We start from the raw sequence: 22705 nt of genomic DNA, 5'->3' as shown, positions 1-22705 counted from the left end.
GCCGGACGTCTCCGCCGCGCTCCACTCCCGCCTCGGCCCATGGACGTCTTCGAGCCGGCCTGCATTCTTGAGCGCGCCGGTGTCCTTGATCCGGCCGGCATCCTTGAGCGCGCCTGACGCGCCCCTCAATCCGCCGCGGTGCGAAGCGCTTCCCTTCGTCTCGCCGGCACGGGGCCGGGCTCCGCCTCTCCCCTCTTTCCGCCGCGATAGGTCACGGCGCCGGGCACCTTCTCGGGCTGGCCATAGAGATAGCCCTGCACGAAGGAGCAGCCGGCCGCCTTCAGGTGCGCCGCCTGCTCCGGCCGCTCGACGCCTTCGGCCAGGATCGGCACGTCGAAGGCCTTGCCGAGCGACATGACGGCGGCGAGGACGCCGTCGGCGCGCACGTCCTCGCCGATGTCGTCCACCAGCGTCTTGTCGAGCTTGATCTTGTCGAAGGGGAAGGTGCGCAGGAGGCCGATGGAGGAGTAGCCGGAGCCGAAATCGTCGATGGAAATCGACACGCCGAGATCGCGGATGGTGTCGAGGATGGCGCGGGCGGCGGCGTTGTCGTGGGCAAAGCAGGTCTCCGTCACCTCGAGCTCGAGGCGCGCGGGGGGAAGGCCGGTCTCCTTCAACGTGGCGATGATGGCCGGCAGCAGCCCCGGATTGCCGAGCTGGGCCGGGGACAGGTTGACGGCGATGGTGTGGGGCTCGGCCCATCGCGCGGCTTCGCGGCAGGCGGTGCGCAGCACCCAGAGCCCCATGTCGACGATGAGCCCGGTGTCCTCGGCCTGGGCGATGAACTCGTTCGGCAGGATCATGCCGCGCTCCGGATGGACCCAGCGCACCAGCGCCTCGTAGCCGGTGGGGGTCTCGTCGGTGAGGCTCACCTGGACCTGATAGTGGAGCTCCAAAGCGTCGGTGGCGATCGCCTCGGTCATGTCCTTGACGAAGGTGCGGCGGCGGCGGGCGAGGTCGTCCATGCCCTTGTCGTAGAAGGCGACGGGCTCACCGGCGGCGCGGGCGAACTCCAGCGCGACGGTGGCGTGGTTGAGGAAGGTGGCGAGGGGTTCGTCGCGCGCGTCGCGCCTGAGGGCGATGCCGACGTGGGCGCGGCAGTCGAGGATCTCTTCATCGGGCGCGACGACGCCGGAAAAAATCCCGCGAAGGGTCCGGGCGATGCGGTTCACGTCGGCCGCGCTGCCGTCCCGCTGGGGGATCAGGGCGAGGACGGCGAATTCGTCGCCGCCGATGCGGGCGCCGGTGACGGCGGGGCCGAAGAGGGCGCGCATGCGCTCCGCGCCGTGGCGCAGCACCTCGTCGCCGAGGGACTGGCCGTAGAGCTCGTTGATGTCCTTGAAGTGTTCGAGATCGAGGACGAAGAGGACCGCCTCGTCGCCGCGATGGCGGATCATCGTCTCGGCGTCCTCCAGGAAGGATGTGCGGTTGAGGAGCCCGGTGAGGCTGTCGAACCGGGCGAGGTAGGCGATCTTGTGCTCCTGCTCCAGGCGGTGGCGGATGTCGCGCAGGGCATAGACGGTGAGGGCCTCGCCGCTGCCGCCGTGCGCCGGCGGCGGGACGAGGGCGTCACGGCCGGTGCTCCGTGGCCCGGCCACCTGCTGTTGCGTCTTGCGCAGGTCGGGGCGGCGGGCGCGCACGGGCTCGCGGTGGATCGTCAGCTCGACCGGGATGGCGGCCGCGTCCGGCGGGCGGATCTCGGTCAGAATGATGGTGCCTTCGGGCAGCGCCGCGGTGCCGGGCAGGATGGTGTCGACGGCCGCGCCGACGAGGGCGCTGCGCGGGCGGGCGGCGAGGTCCTCGAAGGCCGCGTTGACGGCGATGATGACGCCGCGGGAGGCGACGGCCATGCCGTCGACGGCGCTTTCGGTGAGGTGGTTGAGGCGGGCGGCGGCGGCGGCTTCGCTCTGCCGGTCGAGGATGAAGACGCCGATCCCGACGCTGAAGATGAGGATGCCGACCACGGTGACGGAGAAGGCGAGGAAGGTGCGGGCGGTCTCGTCGATGGAGGGGCCGCCGATGTGGGGGCCGGGGGCGATGCCGATGGCGGCCATGCCGGTGAAGTGCAGGCTGGCAATGGCGAGCGCCATGATGACGGCGGCCAGGCCGAGGCGTTGCAGCGAGGTGGCGCCGGCGGCGATGTGGAAGGCGGCGCTGGCGACGGGGATGGCGGCGAGGAGGGAGCCGGCGAGGAAGGCCGGGTCCCACACGACGACGGCGTTGATGGTGAGGGCGGCCATGCCGGTATAGTGCATCGCCGCGACGACGCCGCCGAAGATGGCGCCGCCGAGGGCCGGGGCGAAGCGGATCTTTTCGATCGCCATGGCGAAGGCGGCGGTTGCGCCGAGGATGGCGAGGAGCAGCGAGAGGAGGGTGAGGACGGGGTCGTAGGAGACGCCGACGCCGGGGCGGTAGGCGAGCATGGCGACGAAATGGGTGCACCATGCGGTGGAGCCGGAGACGATGGCGCCGACGATGACCCAGGCGAAGCGCGAGAGTCCGGGGCTGGCGAAGGTGCGCTGCAGCAGGCGCACGGACAGGGCCGCGCCGGCCGCGCACACGGCGACGGCGACGGCGACGAGCCACAGGTCGTGCTCCATGAGGATGCAGGAAGCCAGGGTGTACATGTGCGCTCCGGGTCGAAGCGCGATGTTAAGAGAGGACCCTTGAGTGGTCCTGGCGCAGGCCCGGCCTCTGTTTGGCGGTCCTGTTTATGACTGTTTTGCTGCTTTCGGGCCGCGGCCGGCCTTTCTTCGGACGGCAGGTCATGCACCGCCCGCTCCCGCCGGCCGCGGGCCACAGGCCAACCGGCCAAGGGGATCCAACCACAGGCGGCCGCCCAAGGGGCCACACCGCAGGCGGCGGCCGGCCGAGGTGCCGCACCGCAAGCGGCCAGCCGACCGAGGGGCCGCACCGTAGGTGGCGAGCCTATCGAGGAACCTCACCGTAGGCGGTGAGCCGATCGAGGGGTCGCACCGTAGGCGGCGAGCTGACCGAGGGGTCGCACCGTAGGCGTCCAGCCGACCGAGGGGGGCGCACCGCAAGCGGCGAGCCGACCATGGGGCCGTGCCGCAGGTGGCGAGCCGGCCGAGGGACGGACCGCAAGTGATCAGCCGGCCGAGGGGCCAGACCGTGAGGCGGTTAGACGAGGCCGACGATGCCGGTCGCCGTGGTGCCGCTGGCGCGCACGCGCGTGGTCGTGACGGGCAGAACCATGCTGCCGGTCAGCCCGGTGAAGGTCACGGTCGAGCCGTTGCCGGTGATGAGGTTCACGTCGCCCGCACCGCCCACATAAAGGGCGCGAACCGCCTGGGTCAGGTCGGTGCTGTCATTGGGGGTGATCGGGAAGGCGTCGACAGCCGGGGCCGTGACGCTCTGGGAATAGGTCTGGAACGGGTTGTCGGCCATCAGTGCGCCTCCTTCGGCGGTATCCATATGCGGGGGCCATCCCCCGTCGACGCGCTGAAGTCTAAGGCGCCCGCTGCGGGCGGGGACAAGTTGCCCACCTGACGCCTCCCCACCCGGCTGCGGCACGCCCACCCGCCACGGCCGCGGCGCCGCCGGCACCGTTCCGTCATGGCGCCGCCGGCCCCGTTCCGGCCATGGCGCCGCCGGCCCCGGTTCGGCCATGGCGCCGCCGGCCCCGGTTCGGCCATGGCGCCGCCGGCCCCGGTTCGGCCATGGCGCCGCCGGCCCCGGTTCGGCCAGGGCGCCGCCGGCCCCGGTCCGGCCAGGGCGTCGCAGGCGCCGGTCCGGCCAGGGCGCTGCAGGCGCGGGTCCGGCCATGGCGTCGCAGGCGCCGGTCCGGCCGTGGCGTCGCAGACACCCGTCCGACCGGGGCGCTGCCGGACGCGCTTCGGCCGGGGCGCCGCCGGACGGGCGCCGGTCTCAGAGCAGGAAGCCGGTGTCCGCGGCAAGAACCGATGGACCGCCGTCCGGATCGAGGAAGGGCGCATCGCGGTCAAGGACGGAAAGCGCCGTACCGTCATCGGGGCCGGCGACCGCCGTCCCGGTGTCCGGGTCGATCACGAAAGAATAAAGCCCGCTCGCCCCCGGCAGCAGCGGCGCACTCACCTGAACGAGCACGGCCAGCGTGTCCTCGAACGCCTCCGGCGCCTCGAAGCGCACCAAAGGAAGATCCGGAATGTCGAAGGGCACCGGCTCGGCCCGCAAACCGTCCGGCAGCTCCAGAACCAGGATCTCGCTCCACGTGGCGCCGCCATCGGTGCTGCGCAGGACCGGAAACTCGCCGAGCTCGGTGTGGTCGTCGGCGATCAGCACCAGGCTCCCGTCCGCCCCGGCACTGATCTGCACGTTGCTCGCCTCGTTGAGGACGACGCCCTCGGGCACCGCCGGCGCGCTCCACGTCCCGCTGGTCCCGTCATAGTGGAAGAGGCGCAGCACGCCGTCCTCGGCGACGCTCGCCACGTGGATGTCCGCGCCGAGCATGGCGATGGAGAAGTGGCTGGCATAGCGCCCCACGGCGCCGGTCTCCGACAGCGTCTGCGCGCTCCACACATCCTGCGCCGCATCATAGGTGAGGAAGGTGAAGGCGTCGGCGGTGGCAAGGAGAATGCCTGTCCCCTCGGCGGTCACCAGCGCGCGGGCGGAACCGGCCGGGGAGGAGGTGAAGCCGGATTCTTCGCCTGCCTCCACGCCTGACTCTGGGCCTGACTCCGGCCCGGACACCGAAGCGCTCTGCCAGGTGAGGCCCCCGTCGTCGGACCAAGAGAGAACCAGGGTGAGACCGCCCTCCCCATCCCCCTCGAGACTGGTGGCGACGACGATGCGCCCGCTTTCCTCGATCGCCACCGTGGGGTTGGTGGTGGCGCTGTCGGCCCCGGTCACGACGATGCTGCGCGAGGCCAGGACGAAACCGACCTCCCCGCCGCCGCCCGCGGTTTCGCCGCCGCCGCCAGCCGGCACATAATCATAGGCGAAGAGGGTGACGTCGGACCCGTCCGCACCCCATCGCTCCGTCGTCGTGGTGGCGATGAGAAGGCCCTCCCCGCCGGGGATAAGACGCAGATCCGCCGAAGCGTCCGCCGGCACGCCGGGAACGGTGAGAGACGCCGCCCAGGTGGCGCCCCCGTCGCTGCTCGTGAACAAGGTGAGACCGCGCCGGCCGAGATTGACGAGGAGGTGAAGGTTGCCGTCCGCCGTCTCGACGATGTGGTCCTGCATGCGCGAGACGATCAGCTTGGGCGCGTAGAAGGTCACGCTCTCACGCATGAGGCCCTGGTCGAGGACCTCAGCGATCCCCTCCCCCACCCCCGCGTCACCTTCATCAGGCGCGTCGTCCGGGATGATCGGGCCGGGGCGGAAGGACCCCCCGTCTCTCAACGACCGCGGCGCCGCCCCGAAAAGCGGCCTGTCGAGCCTGTCGCAGACGAAGCGCGGCATATACCCCTCCCCGGCCCAGAACGGCGGCCCCTCCCTTCAACGATGAAGCCGCCGAAGATGCGCGGGAGCCGCCCGCCGCTCAGAGAAGAGCGAGATCCGTGCCTTCCGGAGCAATGCCCGTCGTCACCGTGTCCGTCTCGGTGTCGACCACGAAATAATAAAGCCCCGTCAGACCGTTGGCGAGCGGGAAGGCGAACTGATAGGCAACCACCAGATCACCGTCAAAATGCTCCGGCGCCTCGAAACGGGCCGGGTCGCTGCGCAGGAAGTCCGGCACGTCCAGCGTCGCCACGTCCGACCAGGTCTCGCCCTCGTCGTCGCTGGTGATGATGTGGATGAGGCCGGTGTCGTAGTCGTCATAGGTGAGGAAGAGGTCGCCGTCCGCATCGGCGCTGAGCTGCACCGAGCTGACATCGCCGATGTCGACCCCCGCCCCGGACGGAACCTCCGCCTCGGACCAGGTGTCGCTCGCCCCGTCATAATGCATGAAGTTGAGCGCCAGATCCTCGCCCACTCCGGCGAAGAAGATGTCCTCCCCCACCGTCGTCGTGGTGAAGTGGCTGGCATAGATGCCGACCGCACCCTCGTCGGCGATCTCCTCGAAGGTGAAGGCGCCGTCCTCGAACTCGATCCAATAGGTGTGCTCGGCCGTCACATAGATGACGCCGAAACCGTCCCCGGTGCCGACCGCACGCAGCGAGCCCGCGCTCGCCTCGCTGTCCAGCTCGTCGAACAGCACCCAGTTCTGGCCGTTGGTGCTGCCGGCCAGAACACCGCGCACACCGTCGTCGGTGTTGATGTTGTAGGCCACCAGCAACGCCCCGTTGCCGCCCTGCGCGATCGTCGGATTGGTCGAGGCCGGATCCAGACCCGACGCCACCACCTCCGACGTCTCCGTGACGCGCCAGCGCGTGTTGTCCTCGTTGTAGGTCAGCTCGTTGTAGGTGATGCCGCCATTCTCGTTGACGTACACCATCAGCATGGTGTCCTCGCCGGGGATCAGGCGCACGTCGGAGGACGAGTTGGTGGCCGCGTCCGGATAGCGGTTGGAGATCGACCAGCTGTCGCCGTCGTCGGTGCTGGTCAGAATGACGATGCTGCGGTCGCCACCCAGATTGACCACCATGTGAATGTCGCCGTTCGACGTCTCCACCATGTGATCCTGCATGCGCGACACCAGCATGCGCGGCACGTTGCGCGTCAGCGAGGGGATGAGGATGCCCTGGTCGACGACCGGCCCTTCGTTCTGCGACGGCCCGCGGCTGAACAGGCTGCGGTCACTGGACTCACGCGCGAAGAGGGGCATCCATGTCTCCTGGTCCTGGCGGGCGGGGGCGGGCAGTCCCGCCACCGGCCGATCTGGCTTCTGACGACTATCTGCAATCACGCCGCCGCGGCATGCGCAAATCTATTTATCTCACAACTCGGTTAGCTAACCAGTGGATCGGGCCAAACATTTGAATCCCTGAGCCTGAACCCGTGTGTGCCGGCTAAGCGCCTCGAATGTTTGAATAAGCTGACCCATGGCGCACAAAACCTGGTGGTTCGATCCGTGTGATCGGGCCAGGGATCGGTTCGAGGATTTGATCGCCGGGGGCGAGACCATCGCCCCCGCGCGTCGCTGTGACGAGAAGAGGCTCGGGACCCTCCAAGGAACAGGTGGCGTCTGTCCCTCGGTGCCACCCTCGCTGATTGGCCCTGCACCGGCCGCCGCCAGGCCGCAAGGGCCGCTGCGCTTGAACCCTTGCAGCCCGCCGCCGCCCGGCGCTGACGGGCATCAGCGAGGGCGGCTCCGAGGAACAGACACCAGGCACCCCCGTGCCGTGGCGCAGGAAAGCCGAAACGCCGTGCCACGAAAGCCCGCGACGCGCGGCCGTGGCGGTCCGGAAAGGCCGTCGAGAGGGGGGCATCGGAGTGGACCCCAAAGGGGGCCATCGGAGAGATGGCCGCCGGAGACGGCCTCAGCTCTTGCCGGTGCGGAAACGGCGGTAGAGAGCCTCCATCTGACCCGCCACGAAGACACCGAACTCCGGCGCCCTCGCCGTGTCGATGGTGATCACCGTGTGCCCCGCCTTGTGCGCCACCTCCACCGGAGCCGGATCCGCCGCCGGCGCCCGCAACAACGGACCCGCTGCCCGCTGACGCGCCGTCAGCACCTCGAACACCGCCTTGAAGCGCGCGTCACTTGCCAGATGAGACGACGCCGCCGCCGCCGTGAGCGCCGCCTCCGCGCCCCCCGCATCGGCCTTGATCAACTCCACCAGACGCAGCCAGCGCGGCCGCCCCGCCTTCGGCGCCCTGCCGATCAGCAGCGCCAACCCCTCCGGCAACCCGCCCGCGACGGCGAGCAGCCGCGCCAGCTCCGACTTGTCGACCCCCAGCGCCTTGCCCGCCACGGGACGCGCCATCCCCCGCCCCACCAGAGCCGCCGCGAAATGAGCGCGCTCGATGAAGGTCAGATCGCGCCGGGCGTTGTTCTCCCGCCCCTGCGCCAGAACCAGATCCTCGTCGCCCAGCGGACGCACGATCGCCCTGACCGGACGCCCCAGCATCCGGCACGCCCGCCAGCGCCGGTGCCCGTAGGCGATCTGATAACGCCCCGCATCGTCCGGATGCGGCCGCACCAGGATCGGCACCGCCTGCCCGCCCTCGGCAATGCTCCTCGCCAGCGCCTCGATGCCTGTCGGATCATCGTCCGCCGCCTCCGCGCTGCCCGAAGACGGATCCGGATCGTCCAGCCTGTCGCGCACGAAAGACGGGTCGATCAGCCCAGTCTCGATCTCGATGACGCTTTCCAGCGCCGCCGCCGGATCGGTCAGCCTGTCGAGCGCCAGCCCCATCGTGCGCACCGCACCCGAGCGCACCGGACCTGAATGCATCGCTCCCGCGTGCATGGCCCCCGCGTGCATGGCTCCGGACGGCATGGACCCGGACGGTGCGGCTCCCGAATGCGGCGATCCCGCGTGAAGCGGCGCTGCGGGGTGCATCGCCGAGGGCGCACCGGGCGCCTCCCCCGCAGGGGCGACGTGGAGAAGACGCTCCATGGCCAGACGGCGCTTGGTCATCGCTCTCTCCTCCTCCAGATGCCACAGGCGCCCCTCGTCCGGATGCCGCGGGGAGAAACCGCCCGGCCGCCGGATGAGCGTCCGAAAGCAACCTGATGCTGGGTGGCCGCTTGATGAGGGGGGACCGCCTGATGCCGAGAAGCCGCCTGATGAAGGGGAGCCGCCGCATGCGGGTTGTCAGCTGACAACCGGGGACGCCGGACGTCCGCCCGCGCCCTCATTCGGCCGCCTCCGCCGGCGCGCGGCGCTCCTCCCACACGGCGCGGATCAGCCCCTCGATCTCGCCGTTCACCGCATCCAGCGACTCCAGCGCACGGTCGTAGGTGGAGCGGGTCATCCCTTCCCGCCCGACCTCGTAAAGGGTCTGCTTGGAAAGCCCCGCATCGGCCAGCGCGGTCGACTTCACCATCGCGTTGGTCAGCACCCGCTCGCCGAACAAGGAGCGCAGGAAACCCGCCACCTGCGCCTGCGGCCCGTCCTTCGGCTCATAGCGCGTCAGCACATAGCGGAAGAAGTCGAGCTCCACGTTGGCGCCCGCCCGCCGCACCACGTCCATCAGATCCGCGGTCATGTTGAGAAACTGGCTCATCGAGGCGATGTCCAGCATCTGCGGATGCACCGTCACGAGAACGCCCGACGCCGCGCAGAGCGCACCCAGCGTCAGAAAACCGAGCTGCGGCGGGCAGTCGATCAGGACGACGTCGTAGTCCATCTGCACCGACCGCAGCGCCGTGGCGACGCGGCTATAGAAGGGAATCTCCCGCGTCCCCCTCTCCATCAAGGCGCGTGGCGTCTCGTGCTCGAACTCGTGCAGCTCCAGATTGCCCGGCACGAGGTCGAGGTTCGGGAAATAGGTCCGCCGGATGACCTCCTCGACCGGGCGCGGCGCGTCGTAGCGGATCGCCCCGTAGAGCGTCTCGCCCGAGGACACGTCCGCCTCCGGCTGGTAGCCGAACAGCGACGACAGCGAGGCCTGCGGGTCGAGGTCGACCGCCAGCACCCTGAAGCCGCGCATGGCGAGGTGCTGGGCGAGGTGAACCGTCGTCGTCGTCTTGCCCGAGCCGCCCTTGAAGTTGGCCACGGCGACGATCTGCGCCGGCTCCCCGGCCGGGCGCCCCGGCAGGATCACCCGCGACTTCGCCCCGCCCTTGCGCGCCAGATAGGTGCGCAGCTCCTCCACCTGGGAAAGGCTGTAGGCGTGGCGGTTGCCCGGCAGGCGCGAGGGCTCCGGCCCCTCCCCTCCCCGCGCCATGTGGCGCAGATAGGAATCGGTGACGCCGAGCAGCTTGGCCGCCTCCTGGCTGGTGAAGGGGCGCAACGTCTTGGTGAGGTCGGGCTGGAAGATCTGCGCCCGCAACCGCGCGATCTGCGCGCTCAAGGTCGCCGCGTCCCCGGCGATGGTCGCGAACCCGACCGGCCCGCCCGCGTGGAGCCCGGAGCCTGTGAAAGTGCCTGCTGCGCCTGTCATCGTGCCCGCCATGATGCTTGCCGTGCCGCCTGTCGTGCCACCTGTCGCGTGGCGTGATGCGGATGGCGTGCCGGCGCCTGACGCGGCGGCCTGGCACGGGGCCTGGCGCTCACGCGTCGCAGCGCCGTTTTGCGCCGACCCGTCCGTTCACACCGATCCACGCCACCGCCTCCCGGTTGCGTGAGCCATTCTATCGGCCGTGAGGGCTAAGGCGAGGTTAACCGCAGCGCCCGTGCCGCACCGGTCCGGCCCCCGCCGCGACGATCGACAGGCGGCGAAGACGCACGGACGGGGCGCCGGAGGAGGTTCGAAGAGGCGCCGAATGAATTGTGATTGGCATTAATTTCATACAGATTGCATGAACGCCTTCACATCAACTCAAGGTCTGCGCCGCCTCCCATAGACATCCAGGACTCGATCGAGCGCAGACACAGCCACTTCCCGTCCTTCCCCACCAAGGAGACCGGCGATGCCCCTGTTTGAGCGTGAGACGAGCAGCCTCGAACGCGGGAGCCCCGAGCGCAGCGGGCTCGGCACCTCCGCCCCCGGCCTTTTGCAGAGCGAGGGCGCCATCATCGGCGAAGGGCTCATCCTGCCCAGTCTCACCCGCAATGCGCCCAAGATGATCGTCTCGCGCATGCAGGACCACATCGTCGAAACGTCGGGGGGCGAGATGCACCTCGTCGTCAACCTCGCCGGCGACAGGCGCATCACCATCCTCACCAGCACCGACAACGGGGAGAGCTGGGACGTCTCCGCGCGCATTCGGGGCGCTGCGCCGGACTCCTCCTCCGACGTGCGCCTCGTCGCCGGCGAAGACGCCATGCACATGGTCTTCGTCAACGACGAGGGCGGCATCACCTACCGCGAGATGACCTACGACGCGCAGGACATGCGCTGGCGCACCACCGCCACATCAGAGGTCGTGGAAGGCGGGATCGACGCCGCGATCACCAACCCGACCATCGCCGAGGGGGCCAACGGGGCGCTCCTCGTGGCCTACAATGTCAGCACCGAAGAGGGCGTGCGCGGTGTCCTCGCCGCCAGCAATAGCGGCCAGAACTGGGTCACCTTCGACGAGCTCGACACCGAGGCCGACGTCGGCTCGCTGCGCGCTCTTCAGACGCCGGACGGCTTCGGCGTCCTCTACGTGAACCCGGACCACACCTACTGGATCGTCTTCGACCCCAACGAAGGCGGCTTCACCTATGAGGAGATCGATTCCGAAGGTGCCCTCGGTCTTTATGCCAGCCACTTCTCCACCACCAGCGTGGACGGCGACATCATCATGGCCGCCGTCACCCAGAGCAACACCATCAATCTTCTCCATTATGACGGCGAAACCGGGCTGTGGAGCGAGGGGGCGACGCCGGCCGCCAGCGTCGGCGTCCACGTCACCTCGGTGCAGATGAGCGCCGATGCGAACGGCGACCTCTACATGACCTATGACGACTACGAGGCCGGCACCCTGGTGGTTCTGAAGAGCGAGGACGGCGGCGCGACGTGGGCCGAGGAGGCGATCTTGGACGTGCCGCCTCTGTTCGGGCGCGCCCCGGTGCGCTGGTTCGAGACGCCTGAGCATTTCGACGGTGAATTGCTCGTCACCACCCAGTTCTATTTCCCGCGCGCGGGCGGCTTCCAAGGGCCGAACGGGCTCTATTCTTTCGTCATCGACACCGAGGCCGGGACGGTCGACGTGGAGCGCGGCGGCGCCGGTGTGGAGGACGGCCCGCTCTCCTTGATCGCCGCCGAGGGGTTCGCCGATGCGGCCGCGGAGGCCACCCGCTTCGACCCCCTCTGGGCCCTCTGAGGGCCGCGCCGTCACCACCGGCAACGCCGCCGCCCAGTTGTCAGGTGACAACGCCGCCACCCGGTTGTCAGCCGACAACGCCGCCGCCCGGTTGTCAGCCGACAACGGCGCCGCCCCGGTTGTCAGGTGACAACGCCGTCGCCCGGTTGGCAGGTGACAACGCCGCCGCCCCGGTTGGCAGGTGACAACGCCGCCGCCCGGTTGTCAGGTGACAACGCCGCCGCCCCGGTTGTCAGGTGACAACGCCGCCGCCCCGGTTGTCAGGTGCCAACGCCGCCGCCCCGGTTGGCAGGTGCCAACGCCGCCACCCGGTTGTCAGGTGACAACGACGCCACCCGGTTGTCAGGTGACAACGCCGCCGCCCCGGTTGTCGGCTGCCCCCTACGCCGCCTTCGCGGTGGTGTCCGCCCCGGCGAAGGCGGTGCGGTAGCCGAACAGCCCGGCCGAGCCGCCGGTGTGGACGAACACCACCGTCTCCTCCTTGCCGATGACCCCGCGACGCACGAGGTCGATCAACCCCGCCGCACCCTTCCCCGAATAGACCGGGTCGAGCAAAATCCCCTCCAACTGGGCGAACATCTCGATCGCCTCGATGGTGCCGGCATTGGGAATGCCGTAGCCCTCGCCGACATAATCGGTGTTGGCCACCACCATCTCGCGGGGGACCGGCGGGGCGCCGATCTTCTCCGCGGTCGCCTGCGCCAGGGCGAAGACGTTCTCCTCCTGCTTGGCCCGCGGCGCTCTGACACCGATGCCGAGGAGAGGGATCTGCGCGTTGATCGCATGGAGACCCGCGACGAGACCGGCCTGGGTCCCGGCGCTTCCCGTCGCGTGGACGATCAGGCCGACGGCAAGGCTCCTCTCGTTGGCCTGGTGCACCAGCTCCAGCGCGCAATTGGCGTAGCCGAGCGCGCCGACCGGGTTCGAGCCGCCGCCCGGAATGATGTAGGGTCGCTTTCCGGCCGCCTTCAGGCGCGCCGCGACCTCCTCCATGGCGGCGTTCATGTCGCTGCCGCCCGGAACGTGACTGAGCGTTGCGCCGTGCAGATGGTCGAGGAGGACGTTGCCGTTGTCGTTGTAGTCGGGGCCGGGAATGCCTGTGCGGTCCTCCAGCACGGCGTGGCAGTCGAGGCCGAGGCGGGCGCAGAAGGCGGCGGTCTGGCGCACGTGGTTGGACTGGGTGGCGCCCTGGGTGATCACCGTGTCGGCGCCCAGCGCCTCGGCCTCGCCCATCAGGAATTCCAGCTTGCGGGTCTTGTTGCCGCCGGTGGACATGCCGGTGCAGTCGTCGCGCTTGATGAAGAGGCGCGGGCCGCCGAGGGCCTTCGACAGGCGGTCCATCGGCTCCAGCGGGGTCGGCAGGTGGGCAAGGTGAAGGCGCGGGAAGCGGGCGAGGTGCATGGGCGGGACTGTCCGTTGGTCGCGGCGATCTGATGGCCGTGAAGGGGGCCGCATCGTCGGCAAAAGGGGCGCCGGGAGCAAATGCATTCGTATGCCGGCCCTTCGAACAGGCCTCTTCCGGCGTCCTGCCGGAACGCACAGGCGCGCTGTGTGCGCAACCCTACATCGCTGGAGTCATAGCGGGTAAACGATCGCGTGCAGCGGCCCATGCGGACTTGCGTCAAATGCGCCTGTCGGTCATTGCGGAAGCATGAATGTTAAGGCGGTATAGGTCCTGCCGCCGTCAATTCGGGGATTGCCATGCGCGTCGTCATGATCGGGACGGGATATGTCGGGCTCGTGTCCGGCGCCTGCTTTGCCGACTTCGGCCACGATGTCACCTGCATCGACAAGGACGCCTCGAAGATCGAGGCGCTCGAAAACAACGTCATGCCGATCTACGAGCCGGGCCTCGACACCCTGGTGGAGACCAACGTGAAGGCCGGGCGGCTGTCCTTCGCGACGGATGCGGCGAAGGCGGTGGCGGAGGCGGACGTCGTCTTCCTCGCCGTCGGCACGCCGACCCGGCGCGGCGACGGCCATGCCGACCTCACTTATGTCTATGCCGCCGCCGAGGAGATCGGCCGGCTGATCACCGGCTATACGGTGATCGTCACCAAGTCGACGGTGCCGGTGGGGACGGGGGACGAGGTGGAGGCGATCATCCGCGGCGTCGCGCCGGACGCCGAGTTCGACGTCGCCTCCAACCCGGAATTCCTGCGTGAGGGCGCGGCGATCCGCGACTTCAAGATCCCCGACCGCGTGGTGGTGGGGGCCGAGAGCGAGCGGGCCTTCACGGCGCTGAAGGAGCTCTACCGGCCGCTCTTCCTCAACGAGACGCCGGTGGTGACGATGAACCGGCGCACCGCCGAGCTCACCAAATATGCCGCCAACGCCTTCCTGGCGACGAAGATCGCCTTCATCAACGAGATCGCCGATCTGTGCGACGTGGTGGGGGCGAACGTGCAGGAGGTCGCCAAGGGGATCGGCCTCGACAAGCGCATCGGCGGCAAATTCCTGAACGCGGGTCCGGGCTATGGCGGGTCGTGCTTCCCCAAGGACACGCTGGCGCTCTCCAAGACGGCGCATCAGGCGGCCTCGCCGGTGACGATCGTCGACACGGTGATCGCCGCCAACGACCGGCGCAAGGCGCGCATGGCGGAGGTGGTCACCCGTGCGGCGGGCGGCTCGCTGGCGGGCAAGACGGTGGCGGTGCTCGGCCTCACCTTCAAGTCCAACACCGACGACATGCGCGATGCGCCGAGCCTCGTCGTGGTGCCGGCGCTGATGAAGGCGGGGGCCACGGTGCGCGCCTTCGACCCGGAAGGCATGAACGAGGCGAAGAAGCACCTCACCGGCCTCACTTATGCCGAGAGCGTGCAGGACTGTCTCGCCGGGGCGGATCTCGCGGTGATCCTGACCGAGTGGGACCAGTTCCGCGCGCTGGACCTGAAGGCGATGGCGGGTGCGCTGGCGGACAAGCTGCTGGTCGACCTGCGCAACATCTACCGCCGCGAGGAGGCGGAGAGGGCGGGGCTCTCCTACGTGTCGATCGGCCGGCCCGAAGCGGGTTCGGGCATCGCGCTGACGGCGAGCGTGACCGACATCGGCGCCCGCGGCGCACGCCACTGAGGCAGACGCCCCGCGCGGGAGACGTTCACCGCGGGGGATCGCCGAAGGCCGTCACCCGGGGTGCGGCAGGGGAGGGGGCGTTCGTCTTCCGTCCCCGTCCAACTCTCACTGTCCAACTCTCCCGTCTCCGGGTGCGTTGCCATCTGCCAACCATCGGCCGGACATGAAAAAGGGACGCCTCGGCGTCCCTTTCGTTTGTCCGCTTTGTCGGGCCGCTCCGTATGGCGGCGGGCGTGACCGGATGGCCGTGGGCCCGTCCCGGTCGCGCCGGCGGTCTTACTCGGCCTCGTCGGCGGATTTGGCGTTCAGGAGCATGTAGCGCTCTTCGCCGATCTTGTTGAGGAGTTCGAGCTGGGTCTCGAGGAAGTCGATGTGGCCTTCCTCGTCTTCCAGCAGCTTGTCGAACAGCTCTTTGGAGACGTAGTCGCGTTCGGCGTCGCAGATCTCGCGGGATTCGGCGTAGGTCCTCTGCGCTTCATATTCACCGGCGAGATCGGCTTCGAGCACCTCTTTGACGTTGGTGCCGATGCGCAGGGGTGCGACGGTCTGCAGGTTGGGATGGCCTTCCAGGAAGATGATGCGCTGCACGAGCTTGTCGGCATGGTGCATTTCTTCGATGGACTCGGCGCGTTCCTTGTCGGCGAGTTTGCCGAGGCCCCAATCCTCGCACAGGCGGTAGTGCAACCAATATTGGTTGACCGCGCCCAGTTCCAGGAAGAGTGCCTGGTTGAGGCGTTCGATAACCTTCGGATTGCCCTTCATGACGTGCCCCTCGTGCGCGTTGGTCGGTGTCGCGGCTTGGTGTGCCGTTTTGGACCAGGAGCGTCAACAATTTTTTGACTTAGAACAAGTCTAATCTACCCAGGTCCCGGACGGGGAGAGGGGCCGGAGCGCAGAAGGCGGCGAAGAGGGGGCTGTTCAGCCGCGTGACGTGCCGGCGGCGACGCGCTTGGTCGAGGCGGTGGAGCCGGAGAGGGCGGGGCTGTCGACGAGGGTCATGGCTTCGGCGAGCATTTCGTCGACGATGGAGGCGACGAGGGGGAAGCAGGAGCAGCAGCGTCCGCGCTTCTGGAGCTCGCGGTAGATGTATTGGGGTTCGAGCCGGCCGGACGGATCGGCGGCGAGGATCGCGTGCACGGCCTCGCGGATGTCGTTCCGTTTGATGATGTTGCAGTGGCAGACGATCATGATCACCCCGGCGCCGCGGCGATGGTCTCGAAGACGGGCTGGTCCGGCGGGTTGATGCAGCCGGGTCCCGTTGCCTCGATCCTGTGCGGTAGAGGAGGTGTAATGCGCCCCGGAAGAACGATCAAGTCCTTGCAATAACTATGGATTTGGAACACTTCTACAGTACGAAGTCTTGTATTGGAACAGTTTTAATCTGGCATATCTGACGCGTCGGCCGGATCCCCCGCATCCCGTTGCGGCATCAGGGAAAATATGGATCGCCCCCGTCCGCCGGTGCGGGGTGTGAAGCGCGGCCGCTCCGAGGGGGGAGGGCACACCACCGCCAGCCCGGCGACATCCTGCCGCCGCGGCGCTCCCGCCAGCGCCGGCGCAGCGGTCCAAGCCGGGGGTCTGCGGAGCCTGTTTTTCGGAGCCTGCCGTCGCAAGGCCGTCAGGACGCGGGCGGGTTCGGGGTGCAAGGGTTCAAGCGCAGCGGCCCTTGCGCTCCGGGCCCGTCTGCGTCAGGGCGTGCCGCGGCGATGGCGGGCTTCGAAAAGCAGGCGGCCCCCCTGTTTTTTGGAGGGACCCGAGCCCCCTTCCCGCCTCACCCGCCAGCCCGCCTCGACCGGCCCCGCCTCATTCGGCCGCGGCCAGCACCTTGTCGATGATCTCGCTCACCCGGTTGGCGAACATGTGGTGGTCGCGTGCCAAAGCGTGGCGCGCGTCCGCCCCGTCCTGGCCGGCTGCGTTCCATTTCGCCAGCGCCTCGGCGTGGGCGGCGTGGACGGCGGCGGGCGTATAGTCCTCGAACACCGCGACGTGCCGCTCCAACGCGTCCGCCCCCAAGAACTCCAGCGCCGGGACGAGGCCGCGTGGCACCACGGGGATCTGTCCGGTCAGCCAGGCGTCGAAGAAGCGCTGGGAGAGGTCGTTGCGCAGCGGCAGGCACAGCGATGTCTTGTAGCCGCACCAGTCGGCGAAGCGCTCGCCGGCGCTCTTGCCGAAATAAGGCGCCAGATTCATCTCGTCGAGCAGATAGAGCGCGTGCGGCGCGTCGGTCCCGATGAGGTCCAGCACGAGCTGGTTGCGCTTCGAGCCCATGTTGTAGCGCACGAAGCCGCCATAGAGCCGCTCGTCGCGCGCGCCGCCGCCGAAGCGGCGGTAGAGCGTCCTCGCATTGCGCGCCGTCCACTGGGTGACGCAGAGCGGCACCGCGTCCAGCGAGACCGCATCCCGGTTCCTCAGATAATCGGCGAAGAGGACGTGGCTCGGACACACGAAGTCGAGCACGCGCGCGGTGTGGGCGTTCTCGAAATAGGTGTGATGGTTGTCCCAGAACCAGCCGACGATCGGCCCGGCGAAACCGCGGTGGCGGTAGCGCAGGGTGTCCGAATAGTCGCCCAGCACGTGGCACAGGTTGATAATGAGATCGACCTGTCTCGGGTCGAAGGCCTCGGGGCTGTCGAAGAACTCGACCTGGTAGCGCGTCTCGTGGGTGTCGAGCTCGGTGTGGACGTTGGCGGCGAAGATCTTCGCGTAGCGCTTGGAGACGACGGCGACGCGCTTGCCGGAGGTGGCGAAGCGGCGGGCGAGGCGGCGGACGGCGGCCGTGCGGGCGGGCAGCGTCTCGGCGAAGCCGTTTTCCAGGATGAGGCCGGCCTGCTCGTCGATGCAGTCGGGCAGGTCGTCGGTCTTCTGCTCGGCGTGCTTTCTGAAGAAGGCGATGGGGGCGCGCACGCGGGTATAGGTGGCGCCGAGCTTGGTGCAGCGCAGCCAGAACTCGAAGTCCATCGCATAGTGGGCGTCGAGCCGCACCTTGCCGCCCGCCTTCTCCCAGATGGAGCGGGTGAACATCACCTCGGGCTGGTAGAAATAGTCGCCCTTCAGCCAGCGCCCGAAGAGGTCGGTGATGTCTTCGGGGGTGAAGTCGCGCTCCTCGGCCTGGGGCAGGTTGAGGAGCCGCATCATGCGGTTGGAGGTCTCGATGCAGTAGCCGGCGATGATGTCGGAGCCGGTTTCGGCGTAGGTGCGGCCGATCGCGTGGAGGGCGCCGGGTGCCAGCATGTCGTCGGTGTTGAGCCAGTAGAGGAGGTCGCCGGTGGCCCGGCTCATGCCCTTGTTGATGGCGTCCGACTGGCCTTTGTCCGGCTCCACCACGAAGACGTCGAAGTGGCTCTTGTAGCGCTCGAAGACGTCCAGCGTGCCGTCGGTGGAGCCGGCGTCGAAGACGATGATTTCGAGGTTCGGATAGTTCTGGTTGACGATCGAGAGGATCGTCTCCTCGACATATTGGCGCTGGTTGAATGACGGGACGATGATCGAGATCTTCGGCCATCCCGAAGCGCTCTCCGACAAAGCGCGATCTGGTAGAGCGCTCTCTGGCAGAGCGCGATCCGGCAGCGCGTCCGACAGGCCGGTGAGGGCGTAGTAGGGCCAGGGCAGGCCGGCCGTGCTCTGCGGCCAGGCGGCGTCCTTCAGGCGGTCGGCATAAAGGCGGGTGACTTCGGCAAGGCCGGGGCGGCCGCCCATCAGGTCGCCCGCGCCGACGGCGGCGAAATAGAAGTCGAGCGCGGCGATGGGGTCCTGTGCCCCGTCCGGCGCGCCGAGGAGGCTCTGCAGCATGAAGGCGGCGTGGCCGCGCCCGGCCCGGCGCAGCGCCTCGGCCATCAGCCGCACGCGGGTCGCGACGCCCGCCGGCAGCGCCTCGTCCGCGATGGCGGGGTGGCCGAAGCCGGCGTGGATCTCTTCGGCGACGGCGCCGGCGAGGGCTTCGGCGCCGCCTTCGGTGCGCTCCGCCATGGTCTTCAGGAGGGCGAGCACGTCGAGCCGCTCGGCCGAGAGGGCGATGTCGGCCAGATGCACGGCAAGGCTCCGGGGTACCGGGGCGCCGGCGGCGGCGACGCGCTGCAGCATGGCGGCGAGCTCGGTGCGCTGGCGCCGGGGCGAGGCTTTGGCGAGCTCGCGCTCCAGAAGGAGGAGGTCGATGCGGCTCGCCTCGGTGGCGGCGCGCGGGCCGAAGACGGGATCGCCGGTCAGGCGCCTGAAGGCGCGGGCGGCGGCCTCCAGCCGCTCGCAGCGGGTGTCGATGAGCGCGCAGGCATAGGTGAGCGCCGCATCAGTCCCGTGACGGGCGTCGCGGGCGGCGAAGAGGAGGGCAGCGAGATCGCCCTCGTGCTGGCCGGCTTCCAGGAGGGCGAGGCCCATCGCCTCCACCACGAGGCCCGCCGGTGCATCCTCGTGGGCGGCGGCTTCGGCAGAGACGGCGCCGACCGGGCTCGTGGCAGAGGCGGGAGGCAGCATGTGCCACAGGTGGTGGAAGGCGGTGCGGAAGTGCCCGTCCGAGACCAGCCGGGCGAGGCGCAGGAGCGCCATCGCCACACGCGGCGTCAGCCCGTCCGCCTTGGCGTGGCCGAGGAGGAGGGCGAAGGCGGCCGGACGTTCCCGCGGGCCGGCCCAGACCGGGGCGCCGACGGCAAGCTCCGGATTGCGCGCCGCCGCCTCCAGCATCAGCGCCCTGAAGGCGGGCGTGTGCACCGAAGGAAGCCGCGTTCCGGCATAGTCCAGCACGTTGTAAGGCGGGTAGGCGGAAGGGTCGGCCCTGACGCTCGCCGAGAGGGCCTCCACCAGAGCCTCGACCTTCACCGCGCCGGACTGATAGCCGAGGAGCGCGTCGAAGGCGCGGTAGGTGGGGCCGTCCTTGCCGGCGCCGATGCGCCGGGCGAGCTCGCGCCGGATCGCCGCCACCGCGTTGGGGGAGGGGGCGCGGCGCACGAGGTCGACGATGCCGAGCAGCGTGTCCTCGCCGCCGAAGCGCATCAGCACGTCGTCGATCGTCACCACCTCGCCCGGCGCCTCGGGGAAGGCCTCGCCGAATGCCCCGCCCGGCACGGCGTCCAGCACGTCGTCCGGCCCTCTGCCGCCGTTCGCCGTCATTGTGGCCTGTGCCCTCTCCTTCGTCCGGGTCTCTCCTTCTGCTCCTGTGGGCTCTGCCCCTATGGCCTCTGCTCCTCCGGGCTCTACCCCTATGGCCTCTGCCGCTCGGGGCTCTCCTCGGGTCTCTGCTCCTGTGGCCTCACGCGTCGTCTCGCCCAGCATCGTCATGCCACCGGCTCCACGGCGAGGTGGGTGAGGCCGATGCTGCCGGGTTCGCCGAGGCTGAGGTGGATCGCCGCCAGGCGCGGCGCCGTGCCGTCATCCCGGCGGATCCCGAAGCGCGCCCGCCTGACCGCCGGTCCGTCGGCCGGATGGGGGACCGTGCCCGCCGCCACGATCCCGTCGAGGCCGATCCGCAAGGCGGCGAGACGGGCCGCGTCCTGCGGTTCCGCCGCCACCACGATGTCGACCGCCTGATGACGGGCGACCGCCGCCAGGACGAGAAGGCTCTGCGTGTCGGTGAGGCGCCGCCCCGGCACCTGGGAGAGAAGATCCGCGTTCAGCGCCGCCGCCGCCGGACCGGTGAGGGTGCCGAGCGGGGTGCGCGGCTGGGTCGCCGTGTGCATCGGGGCGCGGGTGCGCATCAGAACCCGCACCGTCTCGTCCAGGTGGTCGGCCCGCGCCTGCGCGAAGTCGAGCGCCTCGTCGAACGTCGTCATCGCCGCTCCAGACCTTCCCGTCATATCTCACCTCGTCGGCTAGCATCGACACGCGCCCCTTCCAAGTCTCGTCCCAATCCGAGTGCCGTCCAATCCAAGTCTCGGCCGATCCGAACCTCGTCCGGTCCGAGTGTCGGCGATCCTCGGGCGGGGGGAGGCTCCTGCCCCATTCCCCGCTTGCGCCGTTACGATGTGCGCCCCACATTAACACAACCTAAAGATGCCGCGCGCTGGCTTTGGTCTTGAAGTGGCTTGGTTAAGAGGATACCCGCTGAGCGATCCATCCGCGGCTTGGCCCGGGCACGCGAAGATGCTCGCGGCGGCCTGTGGACCGCGCACGAAACCGCGCACGAACCGCGCACGAAAAAGGGCCCGAGTCTTGGATTCCGAACGCAGGTTGTCCGCCGTCGAGGAGCGTCTCGGGGCGCTGGAAACCACCCTCAGCACCCTTTATGCCAAGAATGTCGCCCTGGTGCCGGACCTGGTGCCGGATCACCCCGTGGCCGAACAGGCCTCGGCCACCCTGTGGCTCGACATGGGATTCGACCATCCCGCCTTCTACACCTACGAGGCGCGCGGGGACGGCCTCGGCTACCACTGGATCGGGCGTGAGAACAGCGCAACCTTCACCCTTCCCGTGACGCGCCGCCAGCCGCGCAGGGTGGACGTCTACGTGGTCATCAGCATCAACGACAAGACGCTGAACGGGCTCACCATCTCGTGCGACGGCCGGACCCCGGCGAGCTACGACCAGACCAAGTGCCCCGATGGGACGATCCGCAAGAGCGCCACCTTCGACGCCGTCCCCGGCTCCGCAGGCGCCGCCTTGACGGACGTGAAGCTGTCGATCGGCGCCAAGGTGGACCTCACCCCCCAGGGCGACCCGCGCACCCTCGCCGTCGGCATCCACAAGATCGTCGTCACGGCGTTGTGATGGCATGGGCCGTGCCACGCTGAAGGTTCGGAAAAGGCGAATGGCCGCCTGACGGCAGAGCTTCTGGCATTGGCTCAAGCAATATTTTTAGGACTCATCAGATGACGACCATCCTCGTGACCGGCGGCGCCGGCTATATCGGCGCACACACGGCCCGCGCCCTCGCCGCCGAGGGCTACCGGCCCGTCGTCTACGACAACCTCCTCAAGGGCCACACGGACGCCGTGCAATGGGGCCCCTTCGAAGCGGGCGACATCGCCGACGAAGTCCGTCTCGACGCCGTCTTCGCGAAGTGGAAGCCGGCCGCCGTCATCCACTTCGCCGCGCTGTCCGAAGTCGCTCACTCCGTGGCCGACCCGCTGCACTTCTACCGCGTCAACGTTGCAGGCTCCCTCACCCTCGTCAGCCGCGCTCTGGCGCACGAGGTGAAGGCCTTCGTCCTCTCCTCCACCTGCTCGGTCTACGGCCAGCCCGAAGTGCTCCCCATCACCGAGGAGACCCCGTGCGCGCCGGTCAACACCTATGGCCGCACCAAGTTGATGGTCGAGACCATGCTGCGCGACGCCGCCGCCGCCTACGGCCTCAACGCCGTCGCCCTGCGCTACTTCAACGCCGCCGGCGCCAGCTTCGAGGCCGAGATCGGCGAGCGCCACGACCCCGAGACGCACCTCGTCCCGCTCGTCCTCGCCGCCGCCGGCGACCCGGACCGGGTCATCGGCGTCAACGGCGCCGACTATCCCACCCCGGACGGCTCCTGCGTGCGCGATTATGTCCACGTGCTCGACCTCGCGAGCGCCCACGTGAAAGCCATCGCCCGGCTGCTGGACGGGCGCTTGAGCGGCTTCGAGGCGATCAACCTCGGCACCGGCAAGGGCACATCGGTGCTGGAGATCCTCGCCCATGCCGAGCGCATCACCGGCCGCCCTGTGCGCCGCGAGATCCGCCCGCGCCGGCCGGGCGACCCGCCGCTCCTCGTCGCCGACCCCGCGCGCGCCGCCGAGCGCCTCGACTGGCGCGCGGTCCACTCCGACCCCGACACCCTGATCGCCACCGCCTGGCGCTTCATGGAAGCCCGGCGCGCCGCCGAAACCGTACCGGCGGCCGAGGCCGGATCGCCCGCCGGAGCCTGAGGCCGCCGCCGGAAGGGGCGGCAGAAGGGCGCGGCAGGAGGGCCAGCCGGGCCGCTCGGGCAAA

General features: G+C 69.4%; 15 protein-coding genes. 4 read left to right on the top strand and 11 right to left on the bottom strand.

What is annotated here, in order from left to right; translation table 11 throughout:
- Window positions 1-125 precede the first annotated feature (125 nt).
- The 6 genes from BIX52_RS19930 to repA all read right to left on the bottom strand — a co-directional run bounded on the left by BIX52_RS19930 (window position 126) and on the right by repA (window position 9936).
- Window positions 126-2627: a putative bifunctional diguanylate cyclase/phosphodiesterase gene (locus BIX52_RS19930; protein WP_075222864.1), complete on the bottom strand. Its 2502-nt coding sequence runs from the start codon at window positions 2625-2627 to the stop codon at window positions 126-128.
- A 514-nt stretch (window positions 2628-3141) separates the two neighbouring features.
- Window positions 3142-3408, bottom strand: coding sequence for a spike base protein, RCAP_Rcc01079 family (locus BIX52_RS19925; protein WP_075222863.1), 267 nt, complete (start codon window positions 3406-3408; stop codon window positions 3142-3144).
- Window positions 3409-3888: 480 nt separating this feature from the next.
- The gene (locus tag BIX52_RS19920) at window positions 3889-5403 is read right to left on the bottom strand and encodes a sialidase family protein (RefSeq protein ID WP_075222862.1); all 1515 of its coding nucleotides are present in this window, start codon (window positions 5401-5403) and stop codon (window positions 3889-3891) included.
- Between the two features lie 79 nt (window positions 5404-5482).
- Window positions 5483-6709 (bottom strand): sialidase family protein, encoded by a 1227-nt coding sequence (locus BIX52_RS19915; RefSeq protein WP_075222861.1) that lies wholly within the window; start codon window positions 6707-6709, stop codon window positions 5483-5485.
- 655 nt (window positions 6710-7364) lie between these two features.
- Window positions 7365-8468, bottom strand: a complete 1104-nt coding sequence (repB, locus tag BIX52_RS19910; RefSeq protein WP_083660576.1) for a plasmid partitioning protein RepB — start codon at window positions 8466-8468, stop codon at window positions 7365-7367.
- A 217-nt stretch (window positions 8469-8685) separates the two neighbouring features.
- Window positions 8686-9936: a plasmid partitioning protein RepA gene (repA, locus tag BIX52_RS19905; RefSeq protein WP_075222882.1), complete on the bottom strand. Its 1251-nt coding sequence runs from the start codon at window positions 9934-9936 to the stop codon at window positions 8686-8688.
- A 469-nt stretch (window positions 9937-10405) separates the two neighbouring features.
- Here repA and BIX52_RS19900 point away from each other — a divergent pair, with 469 nt between their 5' ends.
- Window positions 10406-11746, top strand: coding sequence for a hypothetical protein (locus BIX52_RS19900; RefSeq protein WP_075222860.1), 1341 nt, complete (start codon window positions 10406-10408; stop codon window positions 11744-11746).
- Window positions 11747-12127: 381 nt separating this feature from the next.
- Here the strand turns inward: BIX52_RS19900 and cuyA are convergent, their stop codons facing one another.
- A complete protein-coding gene (gene cuyA / locus BIX52_RS19895) occupies window positions 12128-13147 on the bottom strand; it encodes a D-cysteate sulfo-lyase (protein WP_075222859.1) in 1020 nt (339 codons plus the stop codon).
- Between the two features lie 300 nt (window positions 13148-13447).
- Between cuyA and BIX52_RS19890 the strand changes: the two genes are divergently transcribed.
- Entirely contained in the window at window positions 13448-14818 is a 1371-nt protein-coding gene (locus tag BIX52_RS19890) for a UDP-glucose dehydrogenase family protein (RefSeq protein WP_075222858.1), read from the top strand.
- Window positions 14819-15094: 276 nt separating this feature from the next.
- On the opposite strand, the gene bfr is transcribed toward BIX52_RS19890, so the two are convergent.
- From bfr to BIX52_RS19870, 4 genes are all read right to left on the bottom strand, one after another.
- On the bottom strand, window positions 15095-15580 hold the full coding sequence (bfr, locus tag BIX52_RS19885) for a bacterioferritin (RefSeq protein ID WP_075222857.1): 486 nt from the start codon (window positions 15578-15580) through the stop codon (window positions 15095-15097).
- 156 nt (window positions 15581-15736) lie between these two features.
- Entirely contained in the window at window positions 15737-16012 is a 276-nt protein-coding gene (locus BIX52_RS19880) for a (2Fe-2S)-binding protein (RefSeq protein ID WP_075222856.1), read from the bottom strand.
- Between the two features lie 609 nt (window positions 16013-16621).
- Window positions 16622-19918, bottom strand: a complete 3297-nt coding sequence (locus BIX52_RS19875) for a glycosyltransferase family 2 protein (protein WP_075222855.1) — start codon at window positions 19916-19918, stop codon at window positions 16622-16624.
- A gap of 164 nt (window positions 19919-20082) precedes the next feature.
- Window positions 20083-20577, bottom strand: coding sequence for a hypothetical protein (locus BIX52_RS19870; RefSeq protein WP_075222854.1), 495 nt, complete (start codon window positions 20575-20577; stop codon window positions 20083-20085).
- 379 nt (window positions 20578-20956) lie between these two features.
- On the opposite strand from BIX52_RS19870, the gene BIX52_RS19865 reads away from it, so the two are divergent.
- Window positions 20957-21511: a hypothetical protein gene (locus BIX52_RS19865; protein WP_139312822.1), complete on the top strand. Its 555-nt coding sequence runs from the start codon at window positions 20957-20959 to the stop codon at window positions 21509-21511.
- 101 nt (window positions 21512-21612) lie between these two features.
- The gene (galE, locus tag BIX52_RS19860) at window positions 21613-22641 is read left to right on the top strand and encodes a UDP-glucose 4-epimerase GalE (RefSeq protein WP_075222852.1); all 1029 of its coding nucleotides are present in this window, start codon (window positions 21613-21615) and stop codon (window positions 22639-22641) included.
- The last annotated feature ends 64 nt before the right edge of the window (window positions 22642-22705 follow it).

The organism is Acuticoccus yangtzensis (genome assembly GCF_001927245.1).
GTDB classification, from domain to species: Bacteria; Pseudomonadota; Alphaproteobacteria; order Rhizobiales; family Amorphaceae; genus Acuticoccus; species Acuticoccus yangtzensis.
This window is presented reverse-complemented; position numbering and strand designations above follow the sequence as displayed.